Annotated in this window: 25 protein-coding genes; 23 read left to right on the forward strand and 2 right to left on the reverse strand. The window is 59.0% G+C overall.

Annotated elements, in window-relative coordinates:
• The first annotated feature begins 6 nt into the window (after positions 1 to 6).
• The 12 genes from AC54XV_RS11115 (at position 7) to AC54XV_RS11170 (ending at position 8583) form a co-directional block, all read left to right on the forward strand.
• Entirely contained in the window at positions 7 to 1392 is a 1386-nt protein-coding gene (locus AC54XV_RS11115; protein ID WP_496718641.1) for a phage major capsid protein, read from the forward strand.
• Positions 1393 to 1443: 51 nt separating this feature from the next.
• Positions 1444 to 1860: a hypothetical protein gene (locus tag AC54XV_RS11120; protein ID WP_496718642.1), complete on the forward strand. Its 417-nt coding sequence runs from the start codon at positions 1444 to 1446 to the stop codon at positions 1858 to 1860.
• A 3-nt stretch (positions 1861 to 1863) separates the two neighbouring features.
• Entirely contained in the window at positions 1864 to 2340 is a 477-nt protein-coding gene (locus AC54XV_RS11125) for a head-tail connector protein (protein ID WP_054986377.1), read from the forward strand.
• The gene (locus tag AC54XV_RS11130; RefSeq protein ID WP_054986376.1) at positions 2340 to 2678 is read left to right on the forward strand and encodes a phage head closure protein; all 339 of its coding nucleotides are present in this window, start codon (positions 2340 to 2342) and stop codon (positions 2676 to 2678) included. The genes AC54XV_RS11125 and AC54XV_RS11130 overlap by 1 nt, the downstream gene beginning before the upstream one ends.
• Complete coding sequence (locus tag AC54XV_RS11135; protein ID WP_003370677.1) at positions 2671 to 3156, forward strand: HK97-gp10 family putative phage morphogenesis protein; 486 nt, start codon at positions 2671 to 2673, stop codon at positions 3154 to 3156. Before AC54XV_RS11130 ends, AC54XV_RS11135 begins: the two co-directional genes overlap by 8 nt.
• Positions 3156 to 3524, forward strand: a complete 369-nt coding sequence (locus AC54XV_RS11140) for a DUF3168 domain-containing protein (protein WP_103713459.1) — start codon at positions 3156 to 3158, stop codon at positions 3522 to 3524. The genes AC54XV_RS11135 and AC54XV_RS11140 overlap by 1 nt, the downstream gene beginning before the upstream one ends.
• Before the next feature lie 62 nt (positions 3525 to 3586).
• Positions 3587 to 4090, forward strand: a complete 504-nt coding sequence (locus AC54XV_RS11145; RefSeq protein ID WP_024639067.1) for a phage tail tube protein — start codon at positions 3587 to 3589, stop codon at positions 4088 to 4090.
• A gap of 9 nt (positions 4091 to 4099) precedes the next feature.
• Complete coding sequence (locus AC54XV_RS11150; protein WP_024639068.1) at positions 4100 to 4537, forward strand: phage tail assembly chaperone family protein, TAC; 438 nt, start codon at positions 4100 to 4102, stop codon at positions 4535 to 4537.
• A 50-nt stretch (positions 4538 to 4587) separates the two neighbouring features.
• A complete protein-coding gene (locus AC54XV_RS11155) occupies positions 4588 to 4740 on the forward strand; it encodes a phage tail assembly protein T (RefSeq protein WP_470381903.1) in 153 nt (50 codons plus the stop codon).
• Between the two features lie 77 nt (positions 4741 to 4817).
• On the forward strand, positions 4818 to 5606 hold the full coding sequence (locus AC54XV_RS11160; protein ID WP_496718646.1) for a DUF6694 family lipoprotein: 789 nt from the start codon (positions 4818 to 4820) through the stop codon (positions 5604 to 5606).
• A 56-nt stretch (positions 5607 to 5662) separates the two neighbouring features.
• A complete protein-coding gene (locus tag AC54XV_RS11165) occupies positions 5663 to 8239 on the forward strand; it encodes a phage tail tape measure protein (RefSeq protein ID WP_496718647.1) in 2577 nt (858 codons plus the stop codon).
• Entirely contained in the window at positions 8239 to 8583 is a 345-nt protein-coding gene (locus AC54XV_RS11170) for a phage tail protein (protein ID WP_103713434.1), read from the forward strand. Before AC54XV_RS11165 ends, AC54XV_RS11170 begins: the two co-directional genes overlap by 1 nt.
• A gap of 152 nt (positions 8584 to 8735) precedes the next feature.
• Here AC54XV_RS11170 and AC54XV_RS11175 read toward each other — a convergent pair whose 3' ends face one another.
• Positions 8736 to 8993 carry a hypothetical protein gene (locus tag AC54XV_RS11175; protein ID WP_103713433.1) on the reverse strand — a complete coding sequence of 86 codons (258 nt, stop codon included), beginning with the start codon at positions 8991 to 8993 and terminating at the stop codon, positions 8736 to 8738.
• A 193-nt stretch (positions 8994 to 9186) separates the two neighbouring features.
• Between AC54XV_RS11175 and AC54XV_RS11180 the strand changes: the two genes are divergently transcribed.
• The 11 genes from AC54XV_RS11180 to AC54XV_RS11230 all read left to right on the forward strand — a co-directional run bounded on the left by AC54XV_RS11180 (position 9187) and on the right by AC54XV_RS11230 (position 20038).
• On the forward strand, positions 9187 to 9885 hold the full coding sequence (locus tag AC54XV_RS11180) for a phage minor tail protein L (protein ID WP_496718649.1): 699 nt from the start codon (positions 9187 to 9189) through the stop codon (positions 9883 to 9885).
• Between the two features lie 2 nt (positions 9886 to 9887).
• Positions 9888 to 10670 carry a C40 family peptidase gene (locus AC54XV_RS11185; RefSeq protein ID WP_244391366.1) on the forward strand — a complete coding sequence of 261 codons (783 nt, stop codon included), beginning with the start codon at positions 9888 to 9890 and terminating at the stop codon, positions 10668 to 10670.
• A complete protein-coding gene (locus AC54XV_RS11190; RefSeq protein WP_024639076.1) occupies positions 10667 to 11254 on the forward strand; it encodes a tail assembly protein in 588 nt (195 codons plus the stop codon). Before AC54XV_RS11185 ends, AC54XV_RS11190 begins: the two co-directional genes overlap by 4 nt.
• Before the next feature lie 54 nt (positions 11255 to 11308).
• On the forward strand, positions 11309 to 15064 hold the full coding sequence (locus AC54XV_RS11195) for a TipJ family phage tail tip protein (protein ID WP_496718651.1): 3756 nt from the start codon (positions 11309 to 11311) through the stop codon (positions 15062 to 15064).
• Positions 15061 to 15429 carry a hypothetical protein gene (locus tag AC54XV_RS11200; protein WP_004408587.1) on the forward strand — a complete coding sequence of 123 codons (369 nt, stop codon included), beginning with the start codon at positions 15061 to 15063 and terminating at the stop codon, positions 15427 to 15429. The genes AC54XV_RS11195 and AC54XV_RS11200 overlap by 4 nt, the downstream gene beginning before the upstream one ends.
• Positions 15426 to 16088 carry a hypothetical protein gene (locus AC54XV_RS11205; RefSeq protein WP_496718653.1) on the forward strand — a complete coding sequence of 221 codons (663 nt, stop codon included), beginning with the start codon at positions 15426 to 15428 and terminating at the stop codon, positions 16086 to 16088. The genes AC54XV_RS11200 and AC54XV_RS11205 overlap by 4 nt, the downstream gene beginning before the upstream one ends.
• A gap of 28 nt (positions 16089 to 16116) precedes the next feature.
• Positions 16117 to 17436, forward strand: a complete 1320-nt coding sequence (locus AC54XV_RS11210; RefSeq protein ID WP_496718655.1) for a tail fiber domain-containing protein — start codon at positions 16117 to 16119, stop codon at positions 17434 to 17436.
• A 64-nt stretch (positions 17437 to 17500) separates the two neighbouring features.
• On the forward strand, positions 17501 to 18034 hold the full coding sequence (locus AC54XV_RS11215) for a glycoside hydrolase family 19 protein (protein WP_496718657.1): 534 nt from the start codon (positions 17501 to 17503) through the stop codon (positions 18032 to 18034).
• A complete protein-coding gene (locus AC54XV_RS11220; protein WP_496718659.1) occupies positions 18031 to 18561 on the forward strand; it encodes a DUF2514 domain-containing protein in 531 nt (176 codons plus the stop codon). The genes AC54XV_RS11215 and AC54XV_RS11220 overlap by 4 nt, the downstream gene beginning before the upstream one ends.
• A 56-nt stretch (positions 18562 to 18617) precedes the next feature.
• Positions 18618 to 18797, forward strand: coding sequence for a hypothetical protein (locus AC54XV_RS11225; RefSeq protein ID WP_496718939.1), 180 nt, complete (start codon positions 18618 to 18620; stop codon positions 18795 to 18797).
• Positions 18794 to 20038, forward strand: coding sequence for an SGNH/GDSL hydrolase family protein (locus AC54XV_RS11230; RefSeq protein ID WP_496718661.1), 1245 nt, complete (start codon positions 18794 to 18796; stop codon positions 20036 to 20038). Before AC54XV_RS11225 ends, AC54XV_RS11230 begins: the two co-directional genes overlap by 4 nt.
• A gap of 20 nt (positions 20039 to 20058) precedes the next feature.
• Here AC54XV_RS11230 and AC54XV_RS11235 read toward each other — a convergent pair whose 3' ends face one another.
• On the reverse strand, positions 20059 to 20697 hold the full coding sequence (locus tag AC54XV_RS11235) for a hypothetical protein (protein WP_116830814.1): 639 nt from the start codon (positions 20695 to 20697) through the stop codon (positions 20059 to 20061).
• Positions 20698 to 20839 lie beyond the last annotated feature (142 nt).

Consider the following 20839-nt stretch of genomic DNA (forward strand, 5'->3'; position numbering starts at 1 on the left):
CACACAATGATGAAATTTCGTCTGTCCCCGGCATTCTTGATGGCTGTGTTGTCCATCGCTGCCTTGATCCCGCTGACCTTCGGTGCCACGCCCCAAGCAGTTATGGGTTCGCTTTTGCTGGTGGGTGTTTCCACTGCGCTCGTAAAACGTGGAACCTCTCAATATCGCGGCTGGAATGCTCAGATGGGGAAAATCGGTGAGGATGACATCGAAACCCAGTACAAGCAGACCCAGGCCAACCTCAAGGACATCGGTGATCAGCTCAAGGCACATGCCGAGCAGGCGCAGAAGAATGTCGATCGCCATGAGGGCCTGAGCAAAGAAACGTCGGCCAAGGTTGACGAGTTGCTGATGAAGCAGGGCGAACTGCAGGCTCGCGTGCTGGAAGCCGAGCAAAAGCTTGTCAATGCCAATCGCGACACACAGCGTAACGAGTCCCCGAAGTCCGCTGGCGAGTTGGTTGTTACCAGTGAACACATGGAAGGCGTCAATTCGTCTTTCCGTGGCTCCCGTCGTGTTTCCGTGCCTCGCGCCGCTATCACCACCACATCCGCCGGTGGCTTAGCGGCCACGGAGCGCCTGGACACTGTCGCGCTGCCGGGCATGCGTCGGGCCACCATTCGCGATCTGGTTGCCCCCGGCCAGACCGAAGCTGGCTCGCTTGAGTACGTCCGCGAGACAGGCTTTACAAACAATGCCGCGACCGTAGCGGAGGGCTCTGCAAAGCCGTATTCCGAAATCACGACTGCCTTGGTAACGGCATCGGTTCGTACTATCGCCCACCTGTTCAAAGCGTCGCGTCAGATTCTGGATGACGCGAAGGCTTTGCAGAGCTACATCGATGCGCGCGCTCGCTATGGCTTGCTGCTCACTGAAGAGTCGCAGTTGCTGTACGGCAGCGGTGCCGGTGCAAATCTGCAAGGTCTCGTTCCGGTTGCAAACGAATACGCGTCTCCAGCTGGCTGGACCGTAACCGGCGAGCAGCGCATCGATCGGCTTCGCCTGGCCCTTCTGCAAGCCGAGCTGGCAGAGTTCCCTTCGGATGGCATCGTGCTCAACCCAACTGACTGGGCTCTGATCGAGTTGATCAAAGACAGCCAGGGTCGCTATCTGATCGGTCAACCGCAGGAAGGCACTGCGGCTCGTCTGTGGAATCGCCCTGTAGTCGCAACCCAAGCGATGAAGCAAAACGACTTCCTGGTGGGGGCCTTCAAACTCGGCGCGCAGATCTTCGACCGGATGGAAGTTGAAGTATTGATTTCCACGGAGAATGACAAGGACTTCGAGAACAACATGGTCACGCTTCGCGCTGAAGAGCGCTTGGCGTTTGCCATCTACCGTACCGAAGCCTTCGTCACTGGCAAGCTCACGGCTGCGGCCGCTGCGGCTTAAGCTGCCCCAACCCCTAAAGTGGCCGGCACCCCCGGCCCACCGAGGTGAGACATGTCAGATGTATTGATCAAGCCGCTGCGGGCTTACGAGGACCGCGGCACCATCCGTGACACCGACAACGAGCCTTATGCCGCGCCTGTATGGCTGGCCAAGGAGCTGGAGCAACTCAAGCTTTGCAAGATCGTAGGCGAGGCTGGCGCAGCGCTGACCAACAATTCCAGTGACCGCTCGGCGCTGACGATTGCCAAGAAGGGGCAGCGCTGGATTATCGTCGACGCTGAGGGCGCTCAGGTCGGTGACTTTATCGGCAAGAAAGAAGAAGCCGAAAGCGAGTTGGCCAAACTTTTGACCTCCACCACACCGGATCCCGTTGGCAATCCTGAACCTGATGTTCCTAGCGAAGGACCGCCGGTTCAGGACGAGAATTCGCCTCCACAAACCGAGCAGAACCAACCGCCTCAGGAGTGATACATGCCCGTCATCAGCATAGAAACGGCCATGCATCACCTGCATGCAGAATCCGAGGATCAGCCGCTCGTGGAGGAATTTCTGGGCGCCGCGGAGGAAGCTGTTATGCAGTTTTTGCAGCGCCGGTTCTATGCCGATCAGGCTGATGTGGATAAGGCGAAGGCTGACACCATTCAGCGAACTCAAGCCGCGAGAGCTGCATACCGGGCTGCGCTGGAGTTGGCCGACGACCCAGAAAACTCTGATATTCGCTGCCGTCTTCGCGAGCGCGCTCGCCAATCATTGTCTGAAAGCTTTGAGCAGATCGATATGGACGACTTCGGCATCGTGATCAACAAGGCCATACAGGCAGCATGCCTGCTCAAGCTAGGCAACCTCTTCGCCAACCGCGAGGAAGTGGTGATCGGCACGATTGCCGCGGAGCTGCCGCTGGCCTCCAAGTCGCTGCTTATGCCATACCGCATCGGGATGGGCGTGTAATGCGTGCCGGTCGACTTCGTCATCGCATCACGTTCCAGGCGTTGGGCAGACTGCAGGACCCTAAAACCGGTGAAGAGCTGGAGAGCTGGCAAACGGTTTGGGACAAGGTGCCCGCAGCGGTCGAGCCGCTGAGCGCCAGGGATTTTATTGCTGCGCAGGCCAGCCAGTCGGAGGCGACCGCGCGTATGGTGATTCGCTACCGAGCCGGCGTGCTGCCGACGATGAGGATCCTTTACCGAGGGGATGTCTACGACATCAAAGGCCCGGCGCTGCCCGATCCCGATTCAGGTCTGGACTATCTCACCATCTTGGTGGCCAAGGGGGTCAATGATGGCTGACTCAGTGGATTTCCAGCTGGAGGGGATTGACTCTCTCGTTGGAAAACTCGAATCGATCACTCAGGACATGAAGCGTAAGGGCGGGCGGTCGGCGCTGCGTAAGGCTGCCCAGCTGGTGGCCAACAAGATGAAAGAAGGCGCGCAGCGGATAGACGACCCTGAAACAGGCCGATCTATCGCGGACAACGTCGCGCTTCGCTGGAACGGGAAATTGTTCAAGTCGAGCGGGGACCTGGGTTTCCGGGTTGGTGTTCTGCAAGGCGCCGTCCTCAAGAAGGGCGGCGACAAATCTGCGAACGCTGCGACGCCTCATTGGCGCCTGATCGAATTCGGTACATCCAAAATGCGTGCAGATCCATTCGCGCGAAAAGCCTTGGCCGACAACATAGCCGAGGCAACTAATACATTCATCACCGAATACGAGAAGGCCATTGACCGCGCGATTAAACGAGCGGCCAAGGCTTCAGGGGGGGCGTGATGCCATATGCACCCATATTCGCCGTATGCGCTGCTGACGAAGGGGTAACGGCACTACTGGGCGTCAGCCCCACCAGGCTTTATCCGTTCGATGATGCACCCGAAGGCGTGGCGAAGCCGTATGCAGTCTGGCAACTCATCACCGGCAGTCCAGAAAACTACCTCGCAGGCCGTCCTGATGCTGACAGCTTCACGCTGCAAGTCGACGTGTATGCCGCCACGGGCAGCGACGCGAGGGCTGTGACAGCTGCAATCAGCAACGCCATTGAGCTGCAAGCTTACGTGGTCCGCTGGGGTGGCGAGAGCAAAGACGCCGAAACAAAGTTGTACCGGTCGAGCTTCGATGTCGACTGGATAGTGCTCAGGTAGTCCCAACCAACTTTTCAGCCCGCCATGTGCGGGTTTTTTATGCCCGTCATTTGGAGAAAATTATGGCGATTTTGACTCAAGGCACACAGCTATTTGGGCTGATGCCAACCATCGCAGACCCAACGAAGCTGGAAGTAGTGGAAGTTGAATGCATCACTGCGTTCAATCCAGGCGGCAACCCGGCGGATCAAATCGAGGTTTCGTGTCTCAGCAAGAAAAGCCGGGAATATCTGCGCGGCATGCGCACTCCCGGACAGGCATCCTTTTCGTTGGATGCTGACCCCCGGAATCTGTCGCATGTCCGCTTGTATGACCTTTCGGAAAATGACGATATCGAAAGCACTGCATGGGCACTTGGCTGGGCTGACGGTAAAAGCACGCCAACCCTGAATGCGGCCGGCGATGATTTCGAGCTTCCGGCTGATCGCACCTGGTTCTTGATCGACGGCTACGTCTCGGACTTCCCGTTCGACTTCGGGGGCAACTCTGTCGTCAAAACCGCCGGCACCATTCAGCGCTCCGGCGGCTCTGTCTGGGTTCGCAAAACCACTGCTCCAGCAGCGTAAGGGATTCCTATGAAACTCAGCCTTGAAAGCTTGAGGGGCGTCGGTGCGTTCACCGGTCGCCCGGTCGAGAAAGAAATCAAATGGCAGCAGGGCGAAGAAGAAATCGTCGCCACGGTCTACGTCAGGCCGCTGGGGTTTCAAACGGCGGTCAACGATGTGCTTTCCGCAGCAGGCAGGCTTGAGATTCATGCCGGCCGGATCGCCGCCAGCATCTGCAATGAAGAGGGCAAGCCTGTCTTCACAGTCGATGACATCACCGGTGAGGCCGATCCCGAGCGCGGCGCGCTGGACGGCAACCTGACCATGGCGCTGATGAAGGTCATTGCCGAGGTCAACAACCTGGGAAAGACGAAGCCCTCTCCGACGACGAAGAGTTCTGGCACGAGCTCGTCCTCGCCGGCATCGGTGGGCGCACCATCGCGGAAGCGAAGGAAACCCTCAGCCTGAACGAGTTCAGGTCCTGGCTGAAGTACCGGGCGCTACGTGGCTCTCTGAACATCGGCATGCGGGTAGAACGCGGATCGGCATTGCTCGCAATGATGTACGCCAACGTGAATTACAAGGACGGTCCGTACAAGATGTTCGACTTCATGCCGCATGAGGCTGAGCAACCCATCAGTCTCGAGCAGGCTATGGAAAGCTGGGCATAGGCTTTGTCGGAATGTTGCGTACTGATACTCTGTGCCTCACTGACCAAGAGGGATCACGTATGCGCAGGACGGCGATAATGTTTATTTCAGCTTTGGCTCTATCCGGTTGCGGACAGCCAAAGCTCGATGGAAGCTCAGACGAAGCTCTTCAAAAGTCGATTACAAAAGTTTCAGAAAGTCTGTCTGGAGAAAAAAAGGAGCAATTTAAAAGTGATGTGCAATTAGTTGCATTAAGCCAGCTGGACCTCGGTCGCATGCTTAAAGGCGAAACTAATGCTACGACAGCAAGAATGAATATGCTGTCCGTATTGGATGGGAAAACCGCTGATGAGGTCGCTGCGGAAGCGAGGCGTATAACTGAAGAGCGTGAGGCTAGGGAACGCACGCAAGCGGTTGCAGAAATAAACGATCTGACAGATAAAAATAAAAAGTCGGAAGCGGCGAAATCGCAGCTTGCAAAGTTTACAGTCGTGAAGTCTCGTTTTTATCTGCAAGAAGAAAAGTATTCGTATAAGCCGAAGCCTTATATAGAGCTTACAGTCAGAAATGATACTGATAAGGCCATTTCGCGAGCTTATTTCAAGGGTACGATTGCTTCGCCAGGTAGGTCGGTTCCATGGTACGTAGATGATTTTAACTACGAGATCAGCGGAGGCCTGGAGCCCGGCGAAACTGCTGATTGGGTGCTAGCTCCTAACATGTTCAGCGACTGGGCCAAGGTGAGAGCGACTGATGATGCTGTGTTTACAGTTGAAGTTACCCGGCTTGACGGGGCAGACAAAAAAGCTTTGTACGATGCCACAGGGTTGACTGAGCGCGAACAGAAAAGACTGCAAGAGCTTAAAACCAAATATGCTGGGGGCTGACTCCATCATTTAAGAAACCCGCTCCGGCGGGTTTTTTTTCGTCTGGAGATAATTGAATGAGCAAATCACTGGGCACGCTTACACTGGATTTGGTGGCCAGGATTGGATCGTTCACCGGGCCACTGGACCGGGCTAGTCAAGAGGCCAAGAAGCGCAACGCGGAAATCGCCAAATCCTTTGAAAGCCTGGCCAAAGGCGTGGGGGTTGCCATCGCTGGCGTCCCTGCAGCTCTGACAGGGCTGGTTGCCTACACCGCCGGCAGCGCTAAGGAAATCTCTAACCTTGCAGCGCTGGCCGGTCTCGGAACAACTGAATTCCAGAAGTACGCTGCGGGCGCGAAAACCGTTGGCGTTGAGCAGGACAAACTCGCGGACATCTTCAAGGATACCAACGACAAACTGGGCGACTTCTTCAACACCGGCGGCGGCGAGCTGAAAGACTTCTTTGAGGTCATCGCGCCGAAGGTTGGCGTGACAGCGGAGAGTTTCAAAAAGCTGAATAGTGCCGAAGCACTTCAACTTTATGTATCCAGTCTAGAAAAGGCCAATGTCTCCCAGGCGGAAATGACTTTCTATATGGAAGGTATTGCCGACGAGGCTAGTGCACTCGTTCCTTTGTTGCGGAACGGTGGAAAGCAATTCAAGGATCTTGGTGAGGCGGCAGAGTCCGCTGGCGCTATCCTCAGCGTTCAAACTATAGCCATCTCGAAAGAGTTCTCGAGCGAGCTCGCTGGGCTAATCCAGAACCTGCAGGGTGCAAAAAATAAGATAGCCGATGACTTCATGCCCGTGGTTCAGCAGATGACCAAGGATCTTAATGACTCTGTTAAGGCGGGCGGGGGCGTGACGAAGGTTGTGGGAGAAATTGGTGAGTCAATGGTGACCGCCACAGCGTTCGTTGTCAGCGCAGGCGACGGCGTTGTCCGAGTTTTTAAAATCGTATCTGACACGCTGATAGGGATGTTCTCGACTGCTGTGGGATACATTCAAAGGCTCGACTCTTCCGGGCAGGCAGCCCTTTCGCAACTCAGCTTTGGTGATGTCTCTAAGGAATTCGCGGCCAATGCCAAAGAGATGGAAGAGGCAGCCAGGATAAGCTTTGGTGTTGCCGCACAGGCTGCGTCAGGGCTTAAGGAGACGATAGAGGCTCCAATGGCAGGAGAGGCGATTAAAAAGTACATCTCCGATGCTCGTGGTGCGGCAGCCGAGTACCAGCGGCTTTTCGGCGGCACCGGTTTTAGTAATGAGGGTGGCAAAGGCAGCAATGTAGATCGTAAAGCGTTGGACGCGGCTAAGCAGGCTGCAAAAGACGCTGCGGCTGCAGCGAAGAAACTGAGCGATACCTTCAAGGGTTCAGAGACCGACCTGCAGCGCCAGATCGCGCTGATCAATACCAGCGCGGATGCGCAGAAAAACGCCACGGAAGTGGACAAGATCCGCTTCGAAGTTGCATCGGGCAAGCTGGTCGGGATCAACGCTGTTCAGCAGAAGCGCCTCGAGGGTCTGGCATCTGAACTGGATGCCCTCCAAAAACTCAAAGTCGCGAACGAGGAAGAGGCCAAGGCCGTCAGCTTCCTTGCGACCCTCAAGGATGATAACGCTGCCACTCGCGGCGGCTTCGATATGGAGCTTGCTGGCGCAGGGATGGGCGACAAGGCCCGGGACCGCCTGAAGCAGGATATGGCCATTCAGGAGGATTATGCGCGCAAGGCTGCGGACCTCCAGGCGCAGCGCAACTCCGGGGATATCAGCGCCGAGCTGTACGCCAAAGAGACAGGCATGCTCTCCGAGGCGCTGGCCGAACGAATGGTCATCCAGCAGGATTATTACAATCGGATTGACGAGGCCCAGTCCAACTGGATGGCGGGCGTGAGCGATGCCTGGCAGAACTACGTTGATGCGGCCGAAGACTACTCGGCGATCGCGGCCGATTTCGTGTCCGGCAGCCTGAATGATTTGACCGGCGGCCTGGGCAACGTGTTCTCCGACGTGGTCACCGGTGCAGAGGACGCTGGAGACGCTATCGCTGACTTCGCTGGGAACATGTCCAAGTCGGTTATCAATGCTCTGAGCGACATGGCGGCGCAGTGGCTGATCTATCAGGGCATTCAACTGCTCGTTGGTAAAAGCGGGCAATCGGCGGCGGCCACCGGCTTGATCGCCAACGCACAGGCAGCGTCTGCGCAGGCAGCGCTGAACGCTTACGCATCGACCGCCGGTATTCCGCTGATCGGCCCTGAGCTTGCGCCTGCCGCAGCTCTCGCTGCTACTGCGGCAACCACGCCAATGGTCGCCGCCGTATCCGCATCGGCACTCGCCGGTATGGCCCACAACGGTATGGACAACATCCCGAAGGAAGGCACCTGGCTGCTCGATGGCGGGGAGCGCGTGCTCAACCCGAACCAGAACCGGGACCTGACCAAGTACCTGGCTGACAAGTCTGGCAGCGGTGGTGGAGGTGCATCTACGCCAATCAGCATCACCGTGCCGGTGACCGTCCAAGGCCAGCCGGGCATGAGCGATGCTGAGGCAGCCAGCCAGGGACGGGCAATAGGTGACAGTGCTGCCGCGCAGGTTCGTCAGGTTCTCCAGCAGGAGATGAGACAGGGCGGCTTGCTCTGGAGGCGCACGTAATGGCTGAGACATTCGATTTTGACGTACAGGTCGGCGCGTCCGGCGACGTGAAGCAGCGCACTTGGTCGAACGACTTCGGCGACGGCTACACCCAGGCAGGTGGCGTAGGCATCAACACCAAGTCGCAGGCCTGGGACGTGACAGTCACCGGAAGGTTCGGCGCTGGCCAGAAGCTCCAGCAGGTGCAGGACTTTCTGGACCGGCATGAGGGCTTCAAGTCATTTATCTGGACGCCGCCTGGCAGCGGACAAGGCCGATACACCGCCAACGGCTACAAGTTGTCGACCCTCGGCAACGGTCTGCACTCGTTGTCCACGAACTTCAAACAAACATTCAAACCATGAAACAAAATTATGCGGCATGGCCGCAGGAGCGCGCATGTCTAATAAAGAAGTGAACCATACATCAGTTGAAACACCATTCTTTATCGGAGGCGATGGTCGGCTGTATATACGAGAGAAAATCGTAGAACAGTCGACCCTCACCAAGGGCAAACTTACTTGCCCTGTTCGCCAAACCTCTTAGCGTACTCTTCATCCGACAAAGCTATAGGGAGAGGCTTTCCTGGGAAAACCTTTTCAAATATCTGCAGCGAATAGGTGTCGCCGTATCCTTGATTGCGGCCTGCAATGACTGCGGCTCCGAGTCTTGCAAGTGTAAGGTCTGGCTGCTGCGCTGCTTGTGTGTGGGCAAGAGCGAGCACAACGGTTGTGAGTTGGTTTATGGCGTCGACGATGCTTGTGTTTTCTGACATTTGACCTCCTAGGTCACTTGATACCCCGGTCCGTGGGTTTGTAGGCAACGGACCGAGGCGGTTCGTTGGAGGCGCAAAGCTACTACGTGATCAGCAGCTCGCGTTACTGGCCTTTTGTCCACGCTGTACAACCGATCAGCTGCCGTCCAATCCCTGACCCTGCCAAGTGCGGGGTTTTTCGTAGGTAACCACCATGATTTACAGCGCGGACATCCAGAAGCTGGAGCCCGGCAACCAGATTCGCCTGTACGAACTGGATGCGACGAGGCTGGGAGCCACGCTCTGGCGCTTCCACGGGCATGAGCATGAGGGCGACATCATCTGGCAGGGCCAGCTGTATTCGCCTATCCAGATCGAGGTCACCGGTTTAGACATCCGTGGTGATGGCCGCCCAGCCACACCCAAGCTCAGGCTGGCCAACGAGCTGTCGGGTATTCCGCGAGCTGTTTCTGCTCTCTGCCTGCAGTTCAAGGATCTGGCCGGGGCAAGCTTCAAGGTGATCGAAACGTTCAAGCACTTCCTGGATGCCGCGAACTTCGACGGGGGCAACCCAGATGCCGCAGATCAAAGCCGCACCAGCCTTTGGAGGATCGAGCAGAAGACCGAAGAGAACTTTTCGGCGGTCGGCTTTGAGCTTTCCAGCCCCATCGACATGGAAGGCCAGCAGTTGCCGTCCCAGCAGATCACCAAGTTATGCCGCTGGGCGATGCGCGGCCAGTACCGGCAGGAGGCCTGCGCCTACACAGGCACCGCCTATTTCGACAAGAAGAACGAACCCACCGACAACCCTGCGCTTGACCGCTGCGGGGGCTGGTGGAGCAGTTGCAAATTGCGCGGCAATACCCGCCGGTTCGGCGGCTCAATGGGCGCAAGCCTGATCGCCAAGGGGTAACCATGCGAATCAATCAAAAGCTTCAGGACGCCATGCGGGCGCACGCCGAGCAGTCACACCCGGCCGAGGCCTGCGGGCTGCTGATCAAGACCGAGGCAGGGCGTGAGTACGTGCCGTGCGGCAACGTGGCCACCAACCCGCTTCAGCACTTCCTGATCGACAAGCACGACGCTGCGGCGGCAGAAGACAGGGGCGAGGTGCTGGCCATCGTGCACAGCCACCCGGACCGCGCCGCAACACCGAGCATGACCGATCTGGTTAGCTGCGAGCTGCATGAGTTGCCCTGGGCGATTGTGGGCTGGCCTGGTGGTGACATTCAGTGGTTCAAGCCGAGCGGCTTCCAGGCACCCTTGCTGGGCCGGGACTTCTCGCATGGCCTGCTCGATTGCTGGTCGGCCTGCCGCGACTGGTACGCCCGCGAGGCCTTACTGCCGCTGCCGAATTTCGAGCGAAAGGAACTGTGGTGGGAGGATCCGGAAAGCCCGAGCCATTATGAAGAGAACTTCGAGGCCTGTGGCTTCGTTCGGGTTGAGCAGGCCCAACGCGGCGACCTGCTGGTGTTCCAGATCCCGACAGTGGGCAGGCCTTGCCACTTCCCGAACCACGCCGCGATCTACCTCGGCGCCGATGCCAGCCTGCACAGCGAGGACGCGCCGGCACTCGGCGGGTCTGGTCCGTTCATCTATCACCACATGCCCGGTCGCCTGGCTGCCCGTGAGGTCTACGGCTGGTCGATGGCTAACCGCGTGAAACTGATCCTGCGCCACAAGGAATACACCCCATGACCATGCGCACCATCGTGCTCTACGGCGTTCTGCGCAAGCATTTCGGCCGGGAGTACCGCATCGATGTACACAGCGTGCGCGATGCCGTGAATGCCCTTTGCGCGATGAAGCCTGGCTTCGAGAAGTTTCTGCGGACCGGCGAAGAGCGGGGCTTGGTGTTCAGCGTCTTCTGCGGCAAGCGCAACGCCGGCGAGGCCGAGTTCGATATGCAGGGAAGCGACAACACCGATATCCGCATCGTGCCGCTGATCCAAGGCAGCAAGCAGGCTGGCCTGTTCCAGGTGGTGCTGGGCGTCGCGCTGGTTGTGGGCGGCCTTGTCTCCGGCGGTACGAGTACAGCGCTCGGCCTGGGCCTGCTCGGCGCGGGTGCGGCCACAGGTCTTGGCGGCGTGGTGCAGATGCTTTCACCGACGACCACCGCCAGCGTCGGCAGCAACAATGACGACGGAAACAACCCCAGCTATGGCTTTGGGGGCGCGGTGACCACCGTTGCCCAGGGCAACCCCTATCCCGTGCTCTACGGCGAACGAGAGATCGGCGGTGCCGTCGAGTCGGGCGGCATTTACACACAAGATCAGATTTGATCATCAGGTAATACCAGACCCGCTTCGGCGGGTTTTCTTTTTTCTGGGGGCGGTATGGGAAGTGCGGTAGCAGCGCGAAGCATTCGCGGGAGCAAGGGCGGCGAGGCCACGCAGAAGCAGCCGACGATTGCGTTAAACAGCACAGCTTCCATTGCCACCGCGCGCATCGTCTACCTGTGGAGCTGGGGGCCGATCGTCGGCCCAGTGGACGGCCTGCGCTCGGTAAAGCTCGACGGTACGCCGTTGGTGGCCGAGGACGGAACGGTCAATTTCCCAGGCGTGAAGTGGCAGTTCCGCAATGGCGAGCTGAACCAGCAGCGTCTTGAGGGCATTGCCGAGTCCAGCAACGAAGTCGACGTAAACCAGCAGTTGCTCAGCACCACGCCTTACCTGCGCACCGTGAATAACCCGGTGCTGGATGCGCTTCGCATCCGGTTCAGCTGGCCACAACTCCAGTCGCAGGACCAGAGCGGCAACATCAACGGCGTGCGAATCGATTACGCGATCGACCTGGCCACTGACGGCGGGCCGTTCGTTCAGATCCTGGCGGACTACGTAGACCGAAAGAACGTCACCAAGTACGAACGCAGTCACCGCATAAACCTGCCTGCGGGCAGCCGCTGGACTATGCGCGTACGCCGGATCACGCCCGAGGCCAACAGCTCGCTGATTCAGGACAGCATGTTTATCGAGGCGGTCGCAGAGGTCGTAGACAGCGATCAGGAATTTCCGCTCACCGCCGTGGGCTGTGTGGAATATGACGCCCAGCAGTTCGGTGGAGATATCGCCAAGATCGCGGTGCTGATGCGCGGCCGCATCGTGCGCGTGCCGACCAACTACGACCCCGAGACGCGGACCTATGCAACGTCCGGCGCGGGCACCAGCAACGGGATATGGGACGGTACGTTCAAAGAGGCCTACACGAACAACCCGGCCTGGGTGTGCTACGACATTGCGCTGAACCCGTATTACGGCCTCGGACACCGGATCGATGCCACGATGGTGGACCGCTGGAACCTGTACCGCATTGCGCAGTATTGCGACCAGATGTTGCCAAACGGCATGGGCGGTATGCACCCCCGGATGACTTGCAATATCTACCTGCAAAAGCAGGCGGATGCCTACGCGGTGCTGCAGGACCTGTCGGCCATCTTCCACGGCATGAGCACCTGGGATGGCAGCCAGATCACGTTCAACGCCGACATGCCAGGCGACCCGGTCTACACCTACAACCCGTCGCAGATCCTGAACAACGGTGAAATCCAGTATTCGGGCACCCGGGCGCGCGACCGCCACAACCTGGCAATGGTGACGTGGGACAACCCGGACCAGAGTTTTGCGACGGACAAAGAGCCGGTCTTTGATGACGTGGCGATGGCCGAATCTGGATCGGTCAACGAGCTGTCGGTGGACGCCTACGGCTGCACTTCACTCGGGCAGGCGCAGCGCGCAGGCCAATACGCTCTGATCACCGAACAGACGCAGACAAGGCCCGCGACCTTCCGGGTAGGCCTGGATGGTGGCATTCCGAAGACAGGGCAGATCATTGCCGTGGCTGACCCCATGTTGGCCGGTCGTGCGAACGGCGGGCGGATCAGCGCGGTGGCGGGGCGCGTCATTACCGTTGACCGCGACATCGATCTGTCGACCGGTGCCAAGCTGCGGGTGAACTTGCCCAGCGGCAAGACCGAGGCGCGCGTTATCACCTCGCTCACCGGCCGACGGGTAACTGTGGCGGCCAGCTTCAGCGAAGTGCCAGAAGCCGAATGTGGCTGGATACTTGAATACGAAGACCTGAAAACCATGCAGTTTCTGGTGCGCAACATCACGCGCCCGGAATGGCACCAGTACCAGCTCGAGTGCATCCAGCACGAACCGAGCAAGTTTGACGCCATCGACTTCGGCGCCGTCGTGGATATCCGCCCAATCAGCGGCATTCCAGTGGGCGTGCAGCCTGCGCCGGGCGCAGTGTTCGTGACGCAACACGTGGTGATCGAGCAGGGCATCGCGGTTACCAACATGACCATCAGTTGGGACGCTGCGCCAGGCGCGGTTGCGTATGACGTGGAATGGCGCTGGGGCTCGCGCGAGTGGGTCAAGGTGCCGCGCACTGGCGAGCAGTCTGTGGATGTGCCGGGTATCTACTCCGGTCAGTACATGGCCAGGGTGCGCGCTGTCAGCGCCTTGAACGTTTCGTCCTTGCCGGCCACCTCGCTGCTCACGAACTTGCAGGGCAAGACCAGCTTGCCACCTGCCGTCACGTCGCTGACTGCCGCGTCGCTGATCTTCGGCATTAAGCTGAAATGGACTTTTCCGCCGGGCGCAGAGGACACGCAGCGCACGGAAATCTGGTACGGGCCGACGACCGACCTGGCCAAGGCCACGAAGCTCAGCGACCTGGCGTATCCCCAATCGGAATACGTCATGCAGGGCCTGCTCGCGGGTGTGACGTTCTTCTTCTGGGCGCGGCTGGTGGATCGGACCGGCAACGTGGGGCCGTGGTATCCGACTGGCGTGGGTGTCATGGGGCAGACCAGCAGTGATGCTGGGGCGATCCTTGAAATGATTGCCGACCAGATATCGGAAACGGAGTTGGCCAAGCGACTGTTGGACCGGATCGACCTCATCGATGGCGACGGAGCTGGCTCAGTCAATGAGCGCCTGGAAGAGCTGAAGGCCAACATCGGAGAGATCACCGACGCGCTGGTATATGTGCCGATCGATGCCTACGTGCGCGACAACACCGTGCGCGTGGGCGACAACCTCTGGACGGCCATTGCGGCGGTGCCAGCGGCTGCCAACGGGTCGAATGGTCCGCCGAACCCGACGTACTGGGTCAACACCGGTCAGTCGATTCGGTCGGCCAACGCGCAGGCGGCGCAGGTAAGCAAGAACACCGCCGATATCTCGACGGTCGACGGCAAGACCAGTGCAAACGCGAGTCAGCTTCAGGCAGTGCAGGCTCAGTACCGCGCCGACAGCGGGGAGGGCGATCTGCTGGATGCACTCAAGGGCTGGGACAGCACAGCCAGTGTGGCGCAGGAAGTGAAGGTCAGGACGGAGCAGGACTTCGCCCTGGCTCAGCGTACAACCCTGCTGGATGCTCGAGTCGGCGGCAACGAGTCGAAAATCAGCATTGTTGAAACTACGCAGGCCACGGATAGGGAGGCCACCGCCCAGCAGATCACGAACCTGACGGCAACGGTCACCACAAACCAGACAACGGTTCAGTCGGCTATTCAGTCTGAAGCTACCACTCGCGCAAATGCGGACGGGGCTCTGTCGACGACGCTATCCCAGGTTCAGGCAACAGCCAACAACGCGAGCGCAGCGGTTCAGACAGTTAGTTCGGCTCAGGCGACCACGGACGGCAAGTTGACGGCGATGTATACCGTCAAATTGCAAGTCAACTCCAACGGACAGTACGTAATGGCCGGGATCGGCGCTGGCATTGAGAACGTTGGCGGTGTGCTGCAAAGCCAGATCCTCATGTCGGCCGACCGGTTCGCACTGGTGAACACGCTGGCGGGCGGTGCGATATCGACGCCGTTCGTTGCCCAGAACGGCCAGTTGTTCCTTGGCCCTACGTTCATTCAAGACGGCACGATTACCAACGCCAAGATCGGTAGCTATATCAGCTCAACAAACTATATAGCTGGTCAGTCTGGGTGGATTTTGAGCAAGGACGGTACGTTTGAAATCAACTCGCCGCTTGCCGGAGGTGGTAGGCAAGTCATTAACGGCCAAGGCGGCAAAGTTTATGACGAGAGAGGCCAGCTTCGTTACCAATGGGGGAATTTGGCCGCATGAGTTACGGAGCCAGAGTTTGGGATGAAAACGGGAACCTGGTCATGGATACGACCACGTTCACTTATCAGGTGATTTGGCAGGGGGTGATTGATTTCAGTGACACGTCCGGATCAACGGCAAAGGTAATCACGCTGAGCATCCCTGCCTTTGATCCGGCGAACTGCGTCTTCATGGTCATACCCACAAGGGCGCAGGACATTCAGTCAGCTGAAGGCGATGCCACCGGCAACACCAAGTCCTACCCCTACGTTACAACATCGGCCGGTCAAGTTGTTTTGAGGTCGGCCAATCCGTCCGCAAATCTGGGCAACACCAACCAGACTCGCATTGTCGCGAAAGGCTTCGCAGTGAGGTTCAAGACATGAGTTTTGGCGTCATAAGCATCAACGACAGCTCTTTCGTGCAGATTGATTCGGAAACACCTCGGCTTTGCGTGCTCACGAAGGGCGGCTATTCAGGCACCACAAATGCGAATGTGACATTCCCGCGCGCAGTAACAAGCGCAGATCCGCCCATCGTGTTCATCAGGCCTGACCAGAACGGCATCGTCCAGGTGCCTATATCGGTGTGGTTCACTGGTGGGCCGGGTAACTGGACAGGCTTCGCAATGAAGGCTTCAAACGTCCAGAGCACGCTGAGCGGTCAATACTTCATTGCCGCATGGGCGTCTATGGGTACGGCTTCTTTCGGAATGCGTATTTGGGGGGCTGGCGGCGAGCTTGTATATGACAGCGGGGCACCGCCAGTCGTCGTCACGTTCGCTGCTGGTAACTGGACATATGTGGGCAGTGAACAACTAAGCGTTGGCCAGCGCTATAGGTGGAGCATCGACAAAGCGCTTGGAGTAGGGGAGTTCATATCCATAAACTCGTTTGCATTTCATTGCCACAACGGCGCGAACGGTGGTGGGTGTGGCATCGCCGTGGATTACGCGAACTCGAAAATCATGCTGTACAGCCTCGCAACAACGGCGTGGACCGATCAAGGTCATCGCCCATTTCTTTGTGCAAAACTTACCGCCTAAATCAAGGCGCTTAGATTAGGAGTTTTAAATGCCTTGGCTTAGAGGTGGGACTGTATCCGTAACAAACGGATCAACAGCTGTGACTGGCGTGAACGCCGCATTTGACGCAAATGCACGAGTGGGTGATGCCTTTGTGGGGCCTGACGGCCTCAATTACGAGATCGCCAACGTAGCCAGCCCCACGGTTATCTCCATTCTGCCACCCTACAAGGGCGCGACAGTCAGCGGAGCCGCATACGCAATCATGCCCGTGCAAGGCTACGATAAAATGCTGCGCGACGCTTTCAACCAACTGCGGGTGCAGTTTGGCGACAAAATGGCCGCACTCGGCACCACTGGCAACTACGACACGCTGCCACTGGCGAAAGGAGGAACAGGTCGCACTGACGGAAGGGCGCTGTTCTCAGAGGTAGGGGTGCAGCAGGCCAGCGCGCTTTACAATGTCCAAGGCTTGTATCTGGGCTGGAACGCCTCTGGCACCGGCGAAGGACATTTCATCGTCAACCGTGGTGGCGGCACCGGCGGATTCACTTGGCGCTCTGTCAACGGGGCAAACACCGCGACCGGGCCGAGCATGAGCTACAGCTACGACGGGTTGTTGTCGGTCCCATCAATCACTGTGACGGCTGCGCCTATCGCAATTGCTTCCGGCGGCACTGGTGGTAACACTCAGGCCACAGCGCGTAATTCGTTAGGTATCGGCCCGGCCTCTGCTCCCACGTTTGCGGGCTTGGAACTCAGCAACAACGCTCCCTATATCGACTTTCATTACAACAACACTGCAGCAGACTATGACGTCAGGCTGATCAACCAAGCAGGGGGCGTGCTGACACTACAGGGTGCGATGCAGATCACAGGGCGACTTGAGTCAGCAGGAACCTGGTGCAGGGCAGGGCTGAGCGCCGGTCGTGGCGGGACTGTCTACAACTACAACTGGACCGGCTCTAACGTCGACGTCTGGATCGACAACACCTACGTCGGGACCATGACGCTGTTCGGGTCTGACTACCGGTTCAAGAAGTACATCGCCAACGCGAAAGTGCCGTCGTACCTTGATCGAATCGACGCTTACAGGATCGTCACCTACCAGCGCAAGATTTTCGGCGCGGTCTTTAGCGGCGATGGCACCACCTACCAGGGCCTGATTGCCCATGAGGCCCAAGAGGTAAACCCGCTAGCCGTTACGGGTGTGAAGGATGGGACTGACGAGAGCGGCAACGCACGTATCCAGCAGCTCGACCCGATGGCCTTGATCACCGACCTGATGGGAGCCGTCAAGGAACTGCGCGCCGAGGTTATAGCGCTCAAGGCTGCTGCACAGCCAGCGCCCGAACCTGCCGCCGCGTAACACCTGCACAGCAACACCCGCACCCCGCCATCGAGCGGGTATTTTTTTGCCTGGAGAAACACTGATGCCTATCACTGCGCAGCAACTATTGCAGATCCTCCCGAACGCCGGCCAGAAAGCCGGCGTTTTTGCACCCGTCCTCAATACGGCGATGAGCAAGTACCAGATCGTGACCCCGGTGCGCATCGCGGCGTTCATCGCCCAGGTCGGCCATGAGTCCGGTCAGCTGCGTTATGTCCGCGAGATTTGGGGGCCGACTCCGCAGCAGTTGGGGTACGAGGGGCGCAAAGACCTAGGCAATACCGTGCCGGGCGATGGCTCCAAATACCGTGGGCGCGGCCTGATCCAGATCACTGGTCGGGCGAACTATGCCGAGTGCGCCGAAGCGCTGGGCCTGGATCTGATCAACCATCCCGAATTGCTCGAGCTGCCGCAGCACGCAGCGATGTCGGCGGGGTGGTTCTGGCACCGGGCCGCGCTCAACACGCTGGCGGACAAGGGCGATTTCCTGACGATCACCCGTCGCATCAACGGCGGCACGAATGGCCTGGCTGATCGGCAGGCGCTGTATGCCCGAGCGCTTGAGGTGCTGGCGTGAAGGCCCTGCCGTGGAAGGCAGTCGGTCTGCTGCTGATCCTGCTGTCGCTGGCCGGTGCGTTGTACGGGGCATACCTGCACGGCGTGACCGTCACCGATCTGGCCTGGAAGGCGAAGTGGGCCGAGGAAGCCAGCACCCAATCCGAAGCGGTGGCCACCACGACCACCGAATACCGAACCGAAGAGCAACGCCGCCAGAAGGCGGCCAACCAGGTGGCGAACGATGCAAGACAAGAACAGACCGCTGCGCTTACTGATGCTGCTGTCGCTGACGCTGCTGGCGACCGGCTGCGCGTCGAAGCAGGAAAGCTGGCAGCCACGGCAAGTTGTGTGCCCGGCGATACCGGAGCTGCCAAACGAGGCAAGGCAGCCACCCGCGCCGCGATGGTGCTCTCCGACCTGCTCGGCCGGGCTGACGCGCGAGCGGGAGAGCTGGCAAAGGCTTATGACGAATCCCGAGTAGCCGGGCTGGCGTGTAACCGCTTTGTCGAAGAGCTATCCAACACCACCAATTCAGCCAGGCCGTAGGCCGCCGGGGAAGCACTGTGCAGACAGCAACGAAGCAAGAAACCTACGACCGCACGATGAAAGTGACGTTGGCAGTGAAGGCGAACGGTGGGTCCGTGACGGTCCAGATCCAGGCCGGTGATAACTGGATCACCACCGACACGTTCTGGAAAGACGGTGCCTATCAGTTGAGCATTCCGCCCGCGACGATCCGCTACGTGCCAACTGGTGGCGCTGCATTTGAGGTATACGCATGAGCCTTCTGGTCAATCCGGTTCCGCGCCGCCAACCGATCCGGCGTGGTCTGGGCCTGCTCGGCGACAGCTTCTCGGGCAACTGCCATACCATCGCCGCGACAGCATTCGGCACCGAGGCCTACGGCTATGCGGCCTGGATCGCGGCGCGCACCGGGCTGTTTCCCAGCTACGTCGACAACCAGGGCAAGCTCGGCGACCACACCGGGCAGTTCCTGGCCAGGCTTCCGGCCTGCATTGCGTCGGCCACTGCCGACCTGTGGCTGCTGCTGTCGCGCACCAATGACAGCACCACGGCAGGTATGAGCCTGGCTGACACGAAAGCCAACGTGATGAAGATCGTCACCGCGTTCCTGAACACGCCCGGCAAGTACCTGATCGTCGGCACTGGTACGCCGCGCTTCGGTAGCAGGGCGTTGACCGGGCAGGCGCTGGCCGATGCGATCGCTTACAAAGACTGGGTGTTGAACTACGTCAGCCAGTTCGTGCCGGTCGTGAACATCTGGGACGGCTTCACCGAAGCGATGACAGTCGAGGGCCTGCATCCCAACATCCTGGGCGCCGAGTTCATCAGTTCGCGGGTGGTGCCGATCATCACCGCCAACTTCGAATTCCCCGGCATCCCGCTGCCCACTGACGCTGGCGACGTTTACTCGGCCATACGCCCGTTCGGCTGCCTCAATGCCAACCCTCTACTGGTGGGCACTGGCGGCGCGCTACCGGCGGGCGTGAACGCTGTGGCCGGGTCAGTGCTGGCGGACGGCTACAAGGCCGTTGGCTCTGGCCTGACCGGGATCACCACGCGGTGGTACAAGGAGCCTGCCGCTTATGGTGATGCGCAGTGCATCGAACTGCGTGGCAACATGGCGGCGGCGGGCGGCTACATCTACGTGCAACCCACGGCCAACGTAGTACAGACCAACCTGGCGGCCGGCGACGTTATCGAAATGGTGTCGGCGGCGGAAATCATGGGGTCGTCGCGCGGCATCCTGGCCTGGGAGGCTGAGTTGACCGTCACCAAGACGGTCAACGGCGCGTCGTCCACGTTTTACTATCGGTCAATGGACAAGTACCAAGAGTCGTTCACCATGCCGGCCAGCTTTGCCGGGGCGTTGGAAACGCAGCGCGGCACGATTGACCTGAGTGAAACCGTGATCACCTCGCGCATGGGCCTGTACCTGGCTGCAGGCGTGCAGCAGGACTCGACGGTCAAAGCCGCGCAGTTCGGAATACGCAAGGTGTAGATGGGGGAGACGGCGCTCCGCTACTCTGTCGGAACGCCCCGTTGGCGGCTGAGTGAATGCGGCAGCTTGTTCGGGCAGTGCGGGTCTTCGATAAAGCCTCGCCCGTCACAGTGCGTGCAATCGTCACGCACTGCGAATCCATCCAAGCAGTGAAGACATCTTATAAATATCGAGTAGCTATGACGCTCCCATAGCGAAACGTAGGCGTTGAAATCGCCTTGGTCGAGGGCCACCGCTGAGGCGTCGACGAGCGCTCGATATTGATCCTCATCGCTCAGGCGTTGATAGCTCACACCGTTGATCTGCCTGGATTGCTCAACCAGTGTCAGCGTCTGGCCGGTTTCGGTATAGATGTAGCGACCCTCGAGCACGCCGTACTTCTTGTAGTCCCGCATGATGAGGTCGTTTTTCTCGTTGAGAAAAGCGAAGTGGGCGGCGTGATAGGGCGACTGGTCGGCCTCATGAAGCACGTATCGGGAGTTCAGCAGGCTGCCGACTACGATGCCGCCCTTGTTGTAGGCCAGATAGTCCGACGCCTGATGCCGCCATTCATGGTTGCCTTCCTCGGTGAAATGGCAGAAGGCAGCGCTGGCCAGTTCGAATAGCTCAAAGCGCTCCAATGGATCGATCAGCCCGCCGGCCTGCATGTCTTCGGCCATACGCGCCAGAAATCGGTAGGTGACTGCAGGGTTCGTCCATTGCCTCCTGTCGTTGAGCCTTTTGTGCCATTCGGCCAAGGCGTCTGAGCTGTTGCTCTCGTTCATGGGGGTGATTCTCAATTGCTGTATGGGCATACAGTAG

The organism is Pseudomonas fragariae (ex Marin et al. 2024), assembly GCF_059621105.1.

Excerpts from the sequence above, each read along its gene's own strand:
- AC54XV_RS11115 (WP_496718641.1), top strand. The coding sequence starts at position 7 with ATGATGAAATTTCGTCTGTCCCCGGCATTCTTGATGGCTGTGTTGTCC.
- AC54XV_RS11120 (WP_496718642.1), top strand. The coding sequence starts at position 1,444 with ATGTCAGATGTATTGATCAAGCCGCTGCGGGCTTACGAGGACCGCGGC.
- AC54XV_RS11125 (WP_054986377.1), top strand. The coding sequence starts at position 1,864 with ATGCCCGTCATCAGCATAGAAACGGCCATGCATCACCTGCATGCAGAA.
- AC54XV_RS11130 (WP_054986376.1), top strand. The coding sequence starts at position 2,340 with ATGCGTGCCGGTCGACTTCGTCATCGCATCACGTTCCAGGCGTTGGGC.
- AC54XV_RS11135 (WP_003370677.1), top strand. The coding sequence starts at position 2,671 with ATGGCTGACTCAGTGGATTTCCAGCTGGAGGGGATTGACTCTCTCGTT.
- AC54XV_RS11140 (WP_103713459.1), top strand. The coding sequence starts at position 3,156 with ATGCCATATGCACCCATATTCGCCGTATGCGCTGCTGACGAAGGGGTA.
- AC54XV_RS11145 (WP_024639067.1), top strand. The coding sequence starts at position 3,587 with ATGGCGATTTTGACTCAAGGCACACAGCTATTTGGGCTGATGCCAACC.
- AC54XV_RS11150 (WP_024639068.1), top strand. The coding sequence starts at position 4,100 with ATGAAACTCAGCCTTGAAAGCTTGAGGGGCGTCGGTGCGTTCACCGGT.
- AC54XV_RS11160 (WP_496718646.1), top strand. The coding sequence starts at position 4,818 with ATGTTTATTTCAGCTTTGGCTCTATCCGGTTGCGGACAGCCAAAGCTC.
- AC54XV_RS11165 (WP_496718647.1), top strand. The coding sequence starts at position 5,663 with ATGAGCAAATCACTGGGCACGCTTACACTGGATTTGGTGGCCAGGATT.
- AC54XV_RS11170 (WP_103713434.1), top strand. The coding sequence starts at position 8,239 with ATGGCTGAGACATTCGATTTTGACGTACAGGTCGGCGCGTCCGGCGAC.
- AC54XV_RS11175 (WP_103713433.1), bottom strand. The coding sequence starts at position 8,993 with ATGTCAGAAAACACAAGCATCGTCGACGCCATAAACCAACTCACAACC.
- AC54XV_RS11180 (WP_496718649.1), top strand. The coding sequence starts at position 9,187 with ATGATTTACAGCGCGGACATCCAGAAGCTGGAGCCCGGCAACCAGATT.
- AC54XV_RS11185 (WP_244391366.1), top strand. The coding sequence starts at position 9,888 with ATGCGAATCAATCAAAAGCTTCAGGACGCCATGCGGGCGCACGCCGAG.
- AC54XV_RS11190 (WP_024639076.1), top strand. The coding sequence starts at position 10,667 with ATGACCATGCGCACCATCGTGCTCTACGGCGTTCTGCGCAAGCATTTC.
- AC54XV_RS11195 (WP_496718651.1), top strand. The coding sequence starts at position 11,309 with ATGGGAAGTGCGGTAGCAGCGCGAAGCATTCGCGGGAGCAAGGGCGGC.
- AC54XV_RS11200 (WP_004408587.1), top strand. The coding sequence starts at position 15,061 with ATGAGTTACGGAGCCAGAGTTTGGGATGAAAACGGGAACCTGGTCATG.
- AC54XV_RS11205 (WP_496718653.1), top strand. The coding sequence starts at position 15,426 with ATGAGTTTTGGCGTCATAAGCATCAACGACAGCTCTTTCGTGCAGATT.
- AC54XV_RS11210 (WP_496718655.1), top strand. The coding sequence starts at position 16,117 with ATGCCTTGGCTTAGAGGTGGGACTGTATCCGTAACAAACGGATCAACA.
- AC54XV_RS11215 (WP_496718657.1), top strand. The coding sequence starts at position 17,501 with ATGCCTATCACTGCGCAGCAACTATTGCAGATCCTCCCGAACGCCGGC.
- AC54XV_RS11225 (WP_496718939.1), top strand. The coding sequence starts at position 18,618 with ATGAAAGTGACGTTGGCAGTGAAGGCGAACGGTGGGTCCGTGACGGTC.
- AC54XV_RS11230 (WP_496718661.1), top strand. The coding sequence starts at position 18,794 with ATGAGCCTTCTGGTCAATCCGGTTCCGCGCCGCCAACCGATCCGGCGT.
- AC54XV_RS11235 (WP_116830814.1), bottom strand. The coding sequence starts at position 20,697 with ATGGCCGAAGACATGCAGGCCGGCGGGCTGATCGATCCATTGGAGCGC.